Annotated in this window: 7 protein-coding genes; all 7 read left to right on the forward strand. The window is 59.6% G+C overall.

The genetic code is table 11. The features are described 5' to 3' along the window. Positions 1-42: 42 nt before the first annotated feature. The 7 genes from HY298_12500 (at position 43) to creD (ending at position 16,285) form a co-directional block, all read left to right on the forward strand. Positions 43-1,641, forward strand: coding sequence for a hypothetical protein (locus HY298_12500; GenBank protein ID MBI3851079.1), 1,599 nt, complete (start codon positions 43-45; stop codon positions 1,639-1,641). A 179-nt stretch (positions 1,642-1,820) separates the two neighbouring features. Continuing rightward, a complete protein-coding gene (locus tag HY298_12505) occupies positions 1,821-11,279 on the forward strand; it encodes a hypothetical protein (protein ID MBI3851080.1) in 9,459 nt (3,152 codons plus the stop codon). 171 nt (positions 11,280-11,450) lie between these two features. Further along, complete coding sequence (locus HY298_12510) at positions 11,451-12,503, forward strand: zinc-binding dehydrogenase (protein MBI3851081.1); 1,053 nt, start codon at positions 11,451-11,453, stop codon at positions 12,501-12,503. A gap of 138 nt (positions 12,504-12,641) precedes the next feature. Continuing rightward, positions 12,642-13,283 carry a hypothetical protein gene (locus tag HY298_12515; GenBank protein MBI3851082.1) on the forward strand — a complete coding sequence of 214 codons (642 nt, stop codon included), beginning with the start codon at positions 12,642-12,644 and terminating at the stop codon, positions 13,281-13,283. Positions 13,284-13,342: 59 nt separating this feature from the next. Beyond that, positions 13,343-13,588 carry a transcriptional regulator gene (locus tag HY298_12520; protein ID MBI3851083.1) on the forward strand — a complete coding sequence of 82 codons (246 nt, stop codon included), beginning with the start codon at positions 13,343-13,345 and terminating at the stop codon, positions 13,586-13,588. Positions 13,589-13,793: 205 nt separating this feature from the next. Continuing rightward, positions 13,794-14,669: a 4-hydroxy-3-methylbut-2-enyl diphosphate reductase gene (gene ispH / locus HY298_12525; protein MBI3851084.1), complete on the forward strand. Its 876-nt coding sequence runs from the start codon at positions 13,794-13,796 to the stop codon at positions 14,667-14,669. Positions 14,670-14,893: 224 nt separating this feature from the next. Continuing rightward, complete coding sequence (gene creD, locus HY298_12530) at positions 14,894-16,285, forward strand: cell envelope integrity protein CreD (GenBank protein MBI3851085.1); 1,392 nt, start codon at positions 14,894-14,896, stop codon at positions 16,283-16,285. Positions 16,286-16,338 lie beyond the last annotated feature (53 nt).

A 16,338-nucleotide genomic window follows, 5' to 3' on the forward strand; every position in this document is an offset into this window, starting at 1 on the left:
TTGTTGATCTTCTTTGTCAGTTGGCTGTGTTGCTGGCGTAACTTGAAACGAATCTTGTTTGGTGTCGCCTGCCTCATAACATTGATTGCACTGTTCTACGCCGAAGAAAACTGGCGCGGCAAACACGCGTGGGACAAATACAAGCGCGAGTGGGAAGCGAAAGGAGAAAAGTTCGACCTCGTTTCGCTGGCATCCCAACTCGTCCCGGACGATCAGAATTTCGCGATGACGACGCTTTGGGTCGAAGAAGTCAGCGGAATGATGGGGATGACAAATGCCATGAGGTGGTATGGAGATAAAGTGGCCGCGCTTGGCCATACGAATTTCGTTCGTTGGCTGCAAATGCCGGTCGAGTACTGGGGCAAAGGTTCGGAACACATAAAGCTAACGTCAGAGCGGTACGGCAACTGGCAAAAAGGTGAAAAGTTCGATTTGAGAGCGTGGCAAGAATATTATCACCGACTTGCTGCTGTCACCAATCTTTTTCCGGTTGCATCTCGACCGCAATCGCCTGCCGAAGATGTTTTGGTGGCGTTGAGCAAATACGATTCAACAATCGAAAGGTTGCGTGCCGCAAGCAAACTTCCTTACGCTCGTTTTCCGCTCGGTTATGGTGATGAAAACCCCTTCGGGATTTTGCTGCCACATCTGGCTTCGCTGAAAGGCTGCACGCTTACGTTGCGGTTGCGCGCCGTTGCCGAATTGCAAGCTGGCCAGACGGAAAAAGCCTTCAATGACATCCAGTTGATGTTGCGCCTGATTGAATCAATTCGCGCCGAACCGTTCTTAATTTCACATTTGGTTCGCATTGCGATGCTGCAAATTGCACTGCAACCCATTTGGGAAGGATTGGCCGACCACAAATGGACGGACGCGCAACTCGCCGCGCTTGATGCGGAAGTTGGCAAACTCGATTTCCTTGCTGACTACCAATTGTCCATACGTGGCGAGCGCGCCGGTGGTGTCGGGGAGATCGATTTCCTCCGCCACAATCGAAAATATATCGCAAATATTGGCGACACGGGTGGCTATTCCGATGAGGATGGCAACGCGCATCATGCAGACGAGATGAATTTCCAAAAGACGATATTTCGTCTAGCTCCGGGTGGCTGGTTTGAGCAAAACAAAATCTCCACTTGCCGGATACAGACCGAATATTATTTGCCGATCATAAATCTAAGGGCGCGCGCCTTTTCATTCGATAAGGAAAAGCAGGCGGACGAAGCGATTGAAGCTCTCGTAACGAACCGAAACCTCAACGACTTGTTCGCGGGGTTAGTCGTGCCGGCTTTGAGCAAAGCCTCCAGAAAATTTGTTCAGGCACAATCCTACACGGACATGGTTCGCATCGCCTGCGCGCTGGAGCGTTATCGGCTCGCTCACGGAAATGTTCCTGAAACACTCGACGCGCTTGCGCCGCAGTTCATGGGAAAAATTCCGCATGACATCATCGGCGGCCAGCCGCTCAAATACCGCCGCACGGAAGATGGCCTATTCGTTTTATATTCCGTCGGCTGGAACGAAACGGATGATGGCGGCGTGGTGGTCAACCAGAAAAGTCGTGACCCCCGGAATGAAAGTAGTAGCAAGGTGGATATTTCCCAAGGCGACTGGGTCTGGCGTTATCCGGCCAAGGAATAATTCTCTCGGCGAAGCGTCGGCGGTTGGAGTTCAAGCTTTAGCTTGTCGGGGTTGCGCCAAATCCAGCCCCGGCACCAGAACAAGCTGAAGCTTGAACTCCAACTCAAGCGTGTCAGCTCCTCTTAAAAGCCAGATTGACTTCCCGAACCATCCTGCTATGCCTTCCGCGATCCAACTCTATGAAGCTGCGCCACGCCTTTACATTTTTACTCCTAGCAACAATTGTTTCAAGCGCATCGGCGTCCACGTGCGTTCAACCCCCGCCCGGACTCGTTTCCTGGTGGCGCGCGGAAAGCAACGCGCTCGACCACGTCAGCACGAATCACGGCAACCTCGTCAACGGCGTCACGTTCGCCCCCGGCAAGGTTGGACAGGCCTTCAATTTCAGCGGCACCAGTTTCGTGGACGTGCCGAATGACGCCAGCCTCAGCTTTTCGCGAACCTCGGCAATGACCGTCGCGCTCTGGGCCTATCGCACCGGCGGGAGCGGAGGGCATCTGCTGGGCAAGCGTGTCAGTTGCGGCAGCGACATCAATTATCAACTGTTCGCGCCGCCCATCGGTTTTGGCGGCGAGCCGGGGACGGGTTTTGGCACCAGCGAAGACCTGCCCTTGAATCAATGGACGCATCTGGCCGTGACCTTCGACGGTACAAACTTCAGCCTGTACATCAATGGCAGTTTGAGCGCGACGAACCAAAGCACGCTCGGCGCGCCGAACAACGCCTCGTTGCGCATCGGCACTTCCGGCGATTGCGTCGCCTACACCGGTTTGCTGGACGAAATCCAGATTTTCAACCGCGCTCTTTCGGCCGGCGAAGTTGCGGGCATTGTGACGGCGGACAACGCCGGCTTGTGCGTCGGTCAGCAGTTCAACCCCACCAGCGATTTCAGCGACACGAATGGCAATCCCAACGGCGTCTGGAGCTACGGTTGGATGCCGACGGACTTCAGCCAATTTAACCTGTTCACCAATCATCTCGGGCTGCCCGGCAACAATCCAATTTGGTACGGCTGGGGCGGCGATCGCACTCCGGGCATCTGGCACAATCTTGGCGGGCCGGTTGTCGGCGTGCCCACCGGCTGGCTTGCGCAGCACCCGGGCAACGGCACTGAACCTTGCGTGCTCCGTTGGACGGCGCCGGTCTCGGGCGACGCACACGTCGCCGGCCGTTTTCTTCCCGGCGACGGCGGTTACATGCAGGTGGCCGTGCGCCGCAACAACCAGCCGTGGTGGAACGCGGGCGACGCGGGCGCGTTTTCGTTGAGCGCTTCGGTGGTGGGCGGTGACACGGTGGACTTCGCGGTCTATGGCGGTTACTTTTACGGCACTACGCCGATTGAAGCGGAGATCACGCTGCTGTCCTCCCAAACCAACGGCCATCGCGACCTCCTGGTTGCAGGCATCTCCGCTCCCGCCAGCGCCGTGGTCGGCCAACCCACGCCGATCGTGTTCACTCTCACCAACGCGGGCGACGGCATTGCTTTCGGCGGATGGGCCGACGCCTTTCTACTGGCGACAAATCTTGCCGGCGCGCCCACGCAAACGCTCGCCGTCGTCAACTTCAACGGCGTGCTCTCCGGCCACGCTTCCGTCACCGTCACGCAAACGCTGATCTTCCCGGCGTCGGATCTGGGTCAACAATACCTCGGGATTAACGCCGACAGTGCGGATCAAGTGTCAGAGGTCAACGAAGCCAACAACACATTGTTCAGCGCCACACCCATTCAAGTGACTGCGCCAGATTTGGCGGCGCTCTCTGTCGGCGCACCCGCCAGCGCGCAGTTCGGCCAGACGATCAACGTCACTTGGAATGTTCAGAACGCCGGGGATGCCGCTGCCAACGCCGTCTGGTCGGACAAACTTTACCTGACAACCAATTCAAGTTCGCTCGGGGGCGCGATCCTTTTGTTCACGCGAAGCATGGCCGATGTTTCACCGCTGGTCGCGGGCGACAGTTACGTCCGCACTCAAGCTGTGACGCTGCCGCTGACAACTTCGCTCCTGCCGGGAAATTATTTTATCGTCGCCGTCGCAGACCAAACCGGCGTGCTCATCGAGGCGAACGAAACGAACAACACCGTGGCCAGTTCGGCCATCGTCCTGAGCAATCCGCCGTTGCCCGACCTGCGGATCAGCAGCGTGGTCGGGCCTGACTTTGCTTTTCCCGGCGAAGTCATTTCCGTTGTCTGCACGGTGACGAACTCCGGCTCGGGCACGGTGTCGGGAAATTTTTCCAACTCGATTGTGCTCTCGGCCGACCTGACGATTGGCGGCGATTTGTTGCTGGGCGGATTCGGTGTCGCCAACGCGCTCCCGCCGAACGCGTCCATTACCGCGACGCAAACCGTGAGCATCCCGCTGACCGGCATTTCCGGCGCGCTGCACCTGGCGGTGCTGGCGGATTCGGACAACTTGGTGTTTGAGCAGGACGAAGGCAACAATGCCGCCTTCGCCACGAACACCATTACGATTCCCGCGGCGTTGAAATTGAGTTTGAGCGCGGACAGCCTTCCCGAAAGCCCGACGAACGCCTTCGTGCGCGCGAGTCTTTCCCGCAACGGTGTGACGGATTCGAACCTCGTCGTGAACCTAAGCGCCAGCATTTCGAACGAACTTCAGTTTCCTCCTAGCGTCACCATCCCGGCCGGCCAGTCGGTGGTGCTGTTCGATGTCCATCCGCGGGCTGATGGGATTCCCGACGGCGACAAGGTCGTGACGCTGCGCGCCAACGGCGGCACGAATATTTTTGAATCTTCGGCCAACCTCACCGTCATCGACGTGGACAAACCGGTGTTGACCCTGACTCTGCAAACGAACCTGATGATGGAAAGTGCCAGCCAACTGGCGACCGTCTCACGCGCGCCGACCACGACCAACGACCTCCTGGTGTTGCTGATTCCGTCCAGTTCGAGCCGTCTCCTCGTGCCGCAAACCGTGACGATTCCCGCCAATCAAGCTTCGGTTCAGTTCACAATCACCGCGGTGGACAACCCCGTTCTGGAGTTGCCGCAAACGGTCAGCGTCACCGCCAGCGCCGCGGGCTTCACCAACAGCGCGCAGATCTTCACCATTTTCGACAACGACGCGCCCATGTTGTCGCTGCAACTCGGCAGCACGACGGTGAGCGAAGGCGCGGGCGGCGCGGCGACCATCGGCACAATCACCCGCACCTTCGCCAGCGCGCAGCCGATGGTCATCGCCTTGTCGAGCAGCAACCTCAACGCCGCCATCGTGCCCGCGTCGGTGACCATTCCCGCCAACGTAACGTCCACCACTTTTCCGGTCGGCGCCGTCAACAATTCGATTGTGGACGGCACGAAGACCTCGCTCATTGCCGCGAGCGCGGTGGACGCCATCAACGGCCAGCCGCTCGGCCCGGCGGCGCAAGCGCTCCTGCAGGTGACGGACGACGACGGCCCGACGCTTTCTGTGTCACTGGCACAAACCGTCGTGCGCGAAGGCTTGAATCCGGCGACGACGGCGACCATTTCCCGCAACACCGGGACGAACGCCGATCTGTTGATCTCGCTTGCATCGAGCGACACAACCGAGGCGACGGTGCAGAGTTCGGCGACAATTCCCGCCGGACAGAGTTCGGTGACGGTGAACATCGCGAGCGTCAACGACGGCGTCGCGGATGGAAATCAAAACGTGGACATCACGGCGAGTGCGGGCGGTTTCACCAGCGGTTCGGCGCGCCTGGTGGTTTCGGACACGGATCTGCCGGACCTGATCATTTCTCAAATCACGCTGCCGACCAATGGCTACAACGGCAGCGTGGCGCAACTGACTTACACGCTGGCAAACTCGGGCGTCGCCGCCATGAATGGCACTTCGATTCAACAGGTGCTGCTTTCCAGCGATCCTTACCTCGGCAACGACACGCTCATCGGCACGTTTGGATTCACCGGGACGCTCGCGGCAGGCGGACAAACGAATCGGACCATTCCGTTCACACTTCCATCCGCGCCGGGAACGTATTGGGTGATTGTGACCGCCGACAGCACGGGGTTGATCACGGAAGGCTCAGAGAACAACAACACGAGCATCACCGCGGTGCCGATTCAAGTCACCGCGGCTTACACGGCCGTGGTCGCAACCGCCGTCACGACTGCGCCGACGGGAACGGATGTGCCGTTGACCGGCTCGGCAACCAGTGCGCTCGGCGGTCCGGCTACAAACGTGCCGGTGAACATTTACGTAGATGTCCGCTCCACGCGTCGAACACTCGCGGTGACCACCGATGCCAGCGGACAATTCTCGACTGTCTTCCATCCGTTGCCGGGAGAGGCAGGACATTATGATCTCAGTGCCGCGAATCCGGGCGTCACCAACACCAGCCCGCAGGACAGTTTCACTTTGTTGGGGATGCGGTTCGAGCCGCCGAATCCGTCGGTGACGATGGCGGCGTTGAGCACGGTTTCCAATCAGGTCGCCGTGGTGAACCTGAGCGACATGCCCATCACGGGGTTGAGCGCCAGTGCGATCGGGCTGCCGCCCAGCCTGTCGGCGACGATCGACGTGAGCAATGCGCTGCCCGGCTCGGCTTCGATTCCGTTGAGCTACACGATTCAATCGCTCACGGATGGCGGACTTGTCGGGACGTTTTTGATCCGTGTCACCGGCGCGGGCGGCGTGGTGGCCGATTTGCCGGTGAACCTGAACGTGCGGGCTTTGCAGGCGCGCCTGGTCGTTTATCCGGGGCAACTTTCCGCCGGGATGTTGCGCGGCGCGCAGACGCTGATTGCTTTCGATGTGGTCAATGAAGGCGGCAAGACGAGCGGGCCGGTGCAGGTGCATTTGCCGGACGTGCCGTGGATGAGCGTGGCTTCGCCACAACCGCTGCCGTCGCTTGCGCCCGGTGAAACGAATCGGGTGACGTTGCAACTGGCGCCCGCGGTTGATTTTCCGCTGGGCCAACAACAGGGCATCCTGCTGGTGTCCGGCGACGACACGCAGACGCCTGTTTCGTTTTCGTTTGTGGCGATCTCCAGCGCGAAGGGAATTCTAAACGTCGAGGCGGTGGATGAATTGACTTTTTACGGAGCCGGCGCGCCGAAGATTTCCGGCGCCGCCGTGACCTTGCGGGATGCGGTCACGACGCAAGTCATCACCAACGGCATCACCGACACGAACGGCCAATGGACATTGCCCGACTTGCAGGAGGCATATTACATCGTGGAGGTGAGCGCGGACAAACACACTCCGTTTCATCAGACCATGCTGGTGTCCGGCGGGTTGACGAACACGCTGCAGGCGTTTCTTTCGCGCCAGACGGTGCAGTATTTTTGGACCGTGGTGCCGACAGAGATTCAGGATCGCACGCGCATCCAGATCGAAACGGTGTTCGAGACGGTCGTGCCCATCCCGGTGATCACCGTCGAGCCGTCGTTGATTGATCTGGCCGACCTCCAGGGCGATACGATGCAGGTGGATTTGAAAATCTCCAACCACGGACTCATCGCGGCCAATGGCGCGACGCTGCATTTCGGTTCGCATCCCGATTACGAAATCAAGCCGTTGACCGAGAATCTGGGCACCATCGCGGCCCAAAGCACGTTGACCGTGCCGTTGTTGATCCGGAATTTATCCGCCAGTCGTCCGGCCGGCGCCGCCAACAGACCCGGTTCGGGTTCGCCTTGCACATTCGGCGGTGGGGTCGGTTGGTCGCTGGTTTGCGGAAAACAGACCAATCAGTACAGCGCATCGGTGACGGCAATTAATGCCGGTGATTGCTCGGTCAGTTCCGGCGGTTCGCCGGTCACTTACGACTCGGTGCCCTCACAACCGCTGCCGCCGAGTTATCAGGAAATCAAACCCGCCCCGCCTCCGCCCGGTGGCGGTGGCGGCGCCTACTCCGTCGGTCAGGTGAACATCGTCGCGCCGGTGAGTTGCGCGCCGTGCGGGACGAATTTCGAGGCTGAACCAGTCTTCTCCGTGGATCTCTCCACGTTTTTTCAGTTCTTGAAACCGATCATCGAAAACGCGATCAAGGCGCAAGCCGGCGGGCTGGTCGATCCCACTGTGAAGATCAAGGCCGCCGGCGGACTGCAAACATGTTGCTCCCAGGGGAATCAAGGGTACGAAGGATTTGCATCAGCGAGCGCGACGTTGGAAATCGGCGTCGGCCCGCTCTTCGAGCAGGAGGCTTCGCTCACCATCACGCTCGACAGCCAACCCCCGGCCTCGGCCTCCTTGCATGGCGGCGTCAAGGTCGGCGTTCAGGTGACCGGCAGCCTTTCGCTGTCCGGGACACTGACCACCGGCTGTCTGGATTCCGGTCCGGAAGTGACGGTGTCGGCCAGCGTGGGGCTGAGTTTCTTTGGCGGCGTTACCGGCGACCTTTCCGCGACCATTCAGGGCGGCAATCAATCCGGCGAAACCACCCCGGTCAGCGTCAACGGCAGCGTGCAGGGCGGCGCCACCCTCACGTTTACTTACAGTCACGGCACGTTGACTTCGCAAGTCTGTTCGGAAGGACTTTACTACACGGCGCTCGTGAACCTCCTGGGCCAACAATACAATCTCTTTGCCGCGGAAAAGAATTACATCATCCAGCCGTATTGTCCCGGCGCGGCCCGGTCGGAGTTCCTCGACTATCCGGAACGCAAGGCGATGCAGGAACTTGAAAAGCAAATCCTGCCCGTGTTGAAACAGCACGCAGACAAACTCAAGGCGCAGAGTCACGCCGGCCATCCTCAGAGACATGCCCGGCGCGAAACACATCCCAAATCTGGGAAACATTCGAAGTCTGGTGCTGAGTCGCCAACCGCCGCCGATGCCAATCGTCCCTCGGTCGCCAGTGCCGACATTTGCGCCCGCGTCCGTCTGCATCTCGATCAGGACCTGGTGATGACTCGCAGCGCCTTCAACGCCACGCTCGAACTGGTGAACAATGATCCTGCCTTGAGCCTCTCCAACATCGCCGTGCAGGTGAATGTGCTCGACGTGGCGGGCAACATCGCCAACGACAAATTCGGTCTCGAACCGCCCCGGCTCACCGGTCTGAATGCGGTGGACGGCACGGGTGTTGTTCCGTCGGAGGCCACGGGCATCGCCTCGTGGATTCTGATTCCGAATTCCGACGCCGCGCCGGAAGGTCCAACGCAATATTCCGTCGGCGGTCTGCTGACTTACACGCAAGATGGCCGGCAGATCATGGTGCCGCTGCTGCCCGTGCCTATCACCGTCTTCCCCGACGCCAGGCTTAAGATCAAATATTTCCATCAACGCGATGTCTTCAGCGATGATCCGTTCACGCCGTTGATTGAACCCGCCGAGCCGTACTCGCTGGGCGTGCTCATCCAGAACGTCGGCAAGGGCGCGGCGAAGAACGTGACGATTTCCTCCAGCCAACCAACCATCGTGGAGAACGAAAAAGGGCTGTTGATCGACTTCAAGATCATCGCGACGCAGGTTGGTAGCAACGCGGCCCAGCCGTCGCTCACCGCGAATTTTGGCGACATCGCGCCGGGGAAAATCGGCCTCGCGCAATGGCTGTTTCAATCTTCACTGCAAGGCCAGTTCATTGATTACTCCGCCAGCTTCACGCACGTGGACAGTCTCGGTGATCCGAAACTGTCGCTGGTCGATAGCGTCGAAATTCACGAAATGAATCACGTCGTGAGAGCCACGGGCGCGTTCGACGACGGTTTGCCCGACTTTCTCGTCAACGACGTCGCGAACGGCGGGAATTTGCCGGACACACTTTATCTGAGCGATGGCAGCATCATGCCGGTCAGCATGGCGACCGGGCCAGCGAGCGACGGCCCGCCGACGGTTTCCAACCTGCTGGTGCACGTGACGGCCGCGATGCCGGCGGGCTGGGCGTACCTGGAAATGCCTGATCCCGCGAACGGCCTGTTCAAACTGGTGCGCGTGCGCCGCCCGGACAACAGCGAGGTGCCGCTCAACGACGACGCGTGGATCACGGACCGCACGTTCATTGAAAACAGCCATCGGCCCATCGATGAGTTCAAATTCCATCTGCTCGACTACAACAGCACCGGCAGTTACACGCTGGAATACGCCGTCATTCCGGGCGGCCCTGACACCACGCCACCCACGAGCGCCGTGACACCGCTGAACGAATTCAACACTACCCAATTCGCGGTTAGCTGGTCGGGGCAAGATGAGGAAGGCGGCAGCGGCGTGGCGAGCTTTGACATTTTTGTTTCGGACGACGGTGGACCGTTTACGCCGTGGTTGCAGAACTCGCATGTCACCGCAGGAATCTATTCAGGCGTGGCGGGACATCATTATTCGTTTTACAGCGTCGCCGTGGACGGCGCGGGCAATCGCGAGGCGGTGCCCGGCGCGCCGGACGCGCAAACCACTGTCACCGCCAACACGGCACCGGTGATAAGTCCCATCAGCGACGTCACGATCAATGAAGGCCAGACTGTTGATCTTACCGTCAGCGCGACCGACAACGAGGGCAACGCGGTCACGTTCAGTGTCGCGCCCGGCGCGCCCCCGGGTATGACGATCAATCCGGTCTCCGGCGCGTTGCATTGGGAAACCAGCGAAGCGCACGGGCCGGGCGTTTATCCGGTTTCCGTCCACGCGACCGACAACGGAATTCCGTCGCTCCTCGCCACGCGCTCGTTCAACGTGACGGTCAATGAAGTGAACTCACCGCCGGTGTTGCCGGCGCTGGCGGCCGCTTATTTCGTGACGGAGAACGAGACGCTGGTCATCGATGCGCGCGCGACGGATGCGGACATCCCGGCCAATCCGCTCGAGTACACGTTGAATACCAACGCGCCGGCAGGCGCGGGAATTTCCGGCGGCTTCTTCTCGTGGACGCCGTCTGAAACGCAGGGCGGCACGACCAATGTCATCACCATCACCGTGAATGATCACGGCGCGCCGCCGTACTTGGACTCGCGCACGTTCACTGTCGTCGTCCTCGACACGAACACCCCACCGGTAATTGAGCCAATACCCGACGCGGTGATTTTTGAAGGCGATTCACTTTCCATCACCGCCGCGGTGAGTGACGCGGACATTCCGGCGGACGTGGTCACGCTTTCGATGCTGTCCGGCACGCCGACCAACGCCGTCCTCGATAACGCGAGTCGGGTGTTGACCTGGACGCCGCTGCTCTCCCAGGTGCCGAGCACGAACTTGTTTTCTCTCCTCGCCACGGACAACGGCACTCCGAGCCTGAGCAGCACGTCGAGTTTCACCGTCATCGTCGTGGAGTTGAAGTACGGCCTCAACCTGATCCAATACAGCAACGGCCTCGTCTCCGCGACTTTCAAAGGCGTGCCGGGACGCGATTACGCCGTCATCGCGTCGAGCAATCTTTTCAACTGGCAGCAACTGTTCCCCTTCACCCCGACCAATCGCATCATGAAAATGATTTTGGAAACCAACGCCGTCCAGGACCTGCGGTTTTATGCCGCGCCGCAGTTGACGCCGGAGTTGTTTTCGTTGGCGCTCGGATCGAATGGGGAATTTCGTTTCGCTCTCACCGCCGATCCGGGCCGCCAATATCAACTCCAGACCTCCAGCAACCTGCTCTTCTGGGATTCGCTGCCTCTGTTCACCGCGACCAATTGGACCTTGTTCCTTTCCGACACGAACACCGCCGGGTTCAATCGCAAGTTCTACCGGGTGTTGAGGCCCTGACCCGGTCGGCGCGGCAGTGGTTGGAGTTCAAGCTTTAGCTTGTCGGGTTGTGAAAAAGCCAGAGCGAGACCGGAGCAAGCTGAAGCTTGAACTCCAACTCACTCGGGCTGATTCGGGCCATTCCCGGATAACTTTCTTGTCACATTTCCGCTGCGGCGATTGAATGAAGCCATGAAGGCCGTTCAACTCGTCGCTCATGGCAAGCCCGGAAAATTCGAACTCCGCGAGTTGCCTGATCCACAGCCTGCTGCCGGTGAGGTCGTCGTTCAGGTGCAGGCGTGTGGTTTGAACCGGCTCGACCTGTGGGCGGAGGCAGGCGCTTTGCCGATCCCGTTGCAATTGCCGCGCACGACCGGATGTGAGATTGCGGGAAAGATCACCTCCGTGGGCGCGGACGCAACCCCGTGGCAAATCGGCGACCGCGTGGCTGTTCAGTCAAACCTCTTCTGCGGACAGTGTGAGTTCTGTCAGCGCGGAGACGAAGCGATGTGCCTGAACAGCCAGACGCTCGGCGTACAGCGCGACGGCGGTTTTGCCGAAATGGTGCTCGTGCATAAGCGTCAGCTCGTTCGACTGCCGGATAATGTGGAGTTTGAAACTTCGGCGGCGCTCACGTTGGCGGGCAGCACGGCGATGCGCATGTTGACCAATCGCGCCAAAGTGAAGGGAGGCGATTGGGTACTCGTGATCGGTGCGGCGAGTGGCGTTGGTTCTGCCGCCATTCAAATCGCCAAACATCTTGGAGCGCACGTCATCAGCACCGGCTCAACGGAAACCAAACGCATGTTGGGCCGGCAGCTCGGCGCGGAGTTCGTCGTCGATTCCACCAATCCGGATTGGCCGGCGGAGGTTCGCAAGCTCACTGGTAAACGGGGCGTGGATCTCGTGGTCGAGCATGTCGGTGGCGAAGTATTGCTAAAAGTTTTCGATTGTCTGGCGCGTGGCGGCACCGTCGTGACTTGTGGCGCAACTGCCGGCAGCGAAGTGCCTCTGAATGTTTGGTCGTTCTTTGTGAAGCAGCACCGGCTCATCGGCAGTTACAGTCGCGACCGCGCCGATCTGGTGGCCACCCTCGAATGGGCGGCGGCGGGAAAACTGAAGCCGGTTATTGACAGTGTATATCCTTTGACGGAAACCGCCGAGGCCTATGCCCATTTGCGATCCCGCAACGTCTTGGGCAAGGTGCTGGTCGAACCTTACGAGCCAGTCTCCGAGTCGGACTAAGTTGGAGTTCAAGCTTCAGCTTGCTTCCCGGCCGCCCGATTCTCCTCCGAACTGACGACAGGTAGAAGCCTGGGGTTCGAATTGATTTCGAGCAAAATGCACACTTGACATTCTAACTTTGCAGCGCAAAGTGACGGCATGGAATCGAATTGGGCCGCCGAACATCTTCAAACCATCCGTACGTTGATGGAGCGCTCCGCGCTGTATCGCCGCGCGCTCGCACCGATCATGACGTTTGCCGGCACGGTGGGCACTTTGGCCGCAGTCAGCGGTTGGATTTTTCAAATCGGCGCACCGCGTGCGTTCATTGGTTACTGGATCGGCGTGGGACTGATCGCAGTTGCTGGTTCGCTGTTTCTGGTGCGTCGGCAGGCGCTGAAAGATGCAGAACCCTTCTGGTCGCCACCCACGCGGCGGGTGACACAAGCGATGCTGCCGGCCTTGGCTGCTGGCTTCATCACGGGCGCCGTTCTGCTGATTCACGTCGGCACTGCAGACGCAGCGATTGCCAACGTCATGGGCATGCTTTGGCTGCCGCTCGGCTGGGTTGTGCTTTACGGTTGCGCTTTGCATGCTGCGGGGTTCTTCATGCCACGAGGGATAAGAATCTTCGGCTGGGCTTTTATTATTGGCGGTTGTGGGTTATTTGCGCTGGGGATTCCGGATTGGGCGCCGCGACCTTCTTACGCCCATGGGGTGATGGGTTTTTTCTTCGGCGTGCTCCATCTGGCCTATGGCATCTATCTTTATTTCACCGAGCAGCGCAGGAATGAAACGTGAACCCAGAACCATTTCTTCAGCTCGATCGCGTGATTCACGAGAAAGGGCGGCTGGCCATCATGTCCATGCTCGCCGCGTCGCCGGAATTGTCGTTCACCGAACTGCGCGACACGCTCGAAATGACCGACGGCAATCTGACTTCGCACATGCGCACGCTGCAGGAGGCCGGCTACGTTTCCCTGGCCAAATCGTACCAGAACAACCGGCCGCTGACGACCTGCGCCCTGACCGCCGCCGGCAAGAAGGCCTTCAGCGCCTACATCAACCTGCTGGAGCAGATCGTCCAACAAACCCGACCTAAGTGAAAAATCTTTTGAACGAACCTGAACCTGCATGGTCTTTAACTTTGTATTGCAAAGTGAATACACCGAAGACAGACGAACCTGGCGCAGACTTCCAAGTCTGCTGTGTCGCGGGTTTCCCAACCTGTGAGCCTCGCGGCGTTCGAAGCCCTGCCGACTTGGAAGTCGGCGATACGGCAGGTTTGGAAACCTGCGCTACCACCGCACAATGAAAATCATTCGAGCTGAACATCTGGGCATGTGCTTTGGCGTGCGTGATGCCATCGCGCTGGCCCGGCAACAAGCGAAAGAGGAGCCGCTGACCATTCTGGGCGAGCTGGTGCATAATGAAACCGTCCTCAATCAACTTCGCAATCAAGGAGTGAAGATCGAACACCAGGTCGCCGCTATCACCACACCGACAGTGATGATTACCGCGCATGGCGCTTCCGAACAGCGGCTGCGCGCCGTGCGCGAACGCGGTTTGACCGTGCTGGAAGCCACGTGTCCGCTCGTTACCTTTGCGCATCGCGCGGTGGCGAAGCTCGTGAGCCAAGGGTTTCATCCAGTCATCATCGGCAAACGTGACCATGTGGAAGTCCGCGGACTGACGGAAGACCATACGGAGTTCGACGTGGTGTTGAGCGAAGAGGATGTGCTGCGACTTGCGGAGCGTCCTCGGTTCGGCGTGGCCGCTCAGACTACCCAACCCGTCGAGCGAGTGCGCTATTTGGTCGGTTTGATCCGCCAGCGTTTCCCGAATTCCGAAGTCCGTTTTATTGACACCGTCTGCCAGCCGACCAAGCAGCGCCAGCACGCCGCCGTCGAACTCGCCCAGCAATCGGACGTCGTCATCGTCATCGGCGGCGCGCACAGCAACAACACGCGGGAACTTGTGGCGACCTGCGGCCAATTTTGTACGCGGGTTCACCACGTGCAAAGCGCCGACGACTTACGGGCGGAATGGTTCAGCGGAGCGGACACTGTGGGAGTCACCGCCGGCACGTCCACACCCGACACCCTCATTGTGCAAGTGGAGGAATGGCTGGCGGCTTTCGCCGAACAACTCCGCACGGCTCCGCCTCCCCAACCCGTCTTTGCCTGAGAAGCAACTGCCGCCATGCAACCAACATGTCTTCCCTTCAGCAGAAGTCGCACTCTTTCGTCCGCCATTTCCACGCATCTAAGTAACCAGCCAGAACACTCATTGTGCTGTTCACGTTCGCCATCGAGTACTCGGCACCTGCATCGTGTAACTGAGTTCTATCCGAGACCTCCGGCTTCGCGCCGAACAACCGCACCAACACACAACTCAAAAGAGGCAAAACTATGAATGACTGGAAAATCCCCGGAATCCCGGAGGCGTTGGCGTTCCTGAAACGCTGCGCGACGGTTTTCAAATTGGCGGGCGTGGCAGTGCTGATCCTGCTGCTGCTGATCCCGCTTAGCATGGTGCGCTCCGTGTTGCACGAACGGCTCGGGCGGCGCAACGAAGCGGTGGCCGACATCACGTCGAGTTGGGGGCGCGACCAGAAGCTCGTTGGTCCGGTCCTCATTGTCCCCTACCGGCATCCGGTCAAGTCGTGGAAGGAACAGCCAACCGGGGCGGGCAAGATCGAGCGGCTCGAAGTCGTGGACATGGTTGTGGCCAACGCCTACTTCCTGCCGACCAACCTTACGATCACCGGCGACATTGCGCCAAAGCAATTGCATCGCGGGATTTACCAGGCGGTGGTCTATAACGGGAAGCTGAAGTTCGACGGGCAATTCGCGCGGCCCGATTTCAGCAGCCTGCGGCTCGAGGAGAAAAACGTGATGTGGGATGACGCGCTCGTCGCCTTTGCCATCCCCGACCTGCGCGGGGTGAAAGAGACGCTGAACCTGAAGTGGGGCGCGAGCACGTATCCGCTGTTGCCGGGCAGCAAACTTAGAGGGTTTCCATCGGGCGTGTTCGCCAGCGTTGGCGGTTTGCGCGGGAGCGACGCCGTGATTCCGTTCCAGTTGGAGTTGGCGTTGAACGGCAGCGGCGGGCTGAGATTTGCGCCCGTGGGCGCGCAAAATACCGTGACGCTCACGTCGCCGTGGCCAGATCCGAGCTTCGACGGCTCGTTCCTGCCGACCGAGCGCAAAGTCACGCGCAATGGCTTCGACGCCACCTGGCAAGTCTCCTACTACGGGCGCAGTTACTCACAACAATGGACCGATCAAGATGCCACGGCGGGCTTGAACTCCGATGCCGCCGAGGCCTCGTTTTTCGGCGTGAACTTCCTATCCGGCATTGACGCTTATCGCAACACGGAGCGCGCGATCAAATACGGCGTGCTCTTCATCGTGCTCATCTTCGCGGCCTTCTTCCTGTTCGAGATGCTGGCGGCGCTCAAGATTCACCCGTTCCAATACGCCGTGGTGGGCGCGGCACTTTGCCTGTTTTATCTCGGCCTGCTCTCCCTCTCGGAGTTCATCCCGTTTGGTCTTTCCTACCTGGCGGCGGCGGGGGTGACGACGCTGCTGATTTGCTTCCACAGCGCGAAGATGCTGAAAAGCGGCGCAAGGACGTTCATCGTCGCGGGTCTGCTGGCCGGCATCTACGGATTTCTTTACGTCGCGCTTCAGTTGCAGGATTACGCGTTGCTGCTTGGCACCGCCGGGCTGTTCGCCGTCCTGGCCGTAATCATCTGGTTGACGCGGAACATTGATTGGTACGCGCGCGACCGGAGCTAGTGCTGTGACAATTATGTTCTGCAACATGATTGGTAGGGCGCGTCACTCCGTGC

It is taken from the genome of Verrucomicrobiota bacterium (genome assembly GCA_016200005.1).
Lineage (GTDB): Bacteria > Verrucomicrobiota > Verrucomicrobiia > Limisphaerales > PALSA-1396 > PALSA-1396.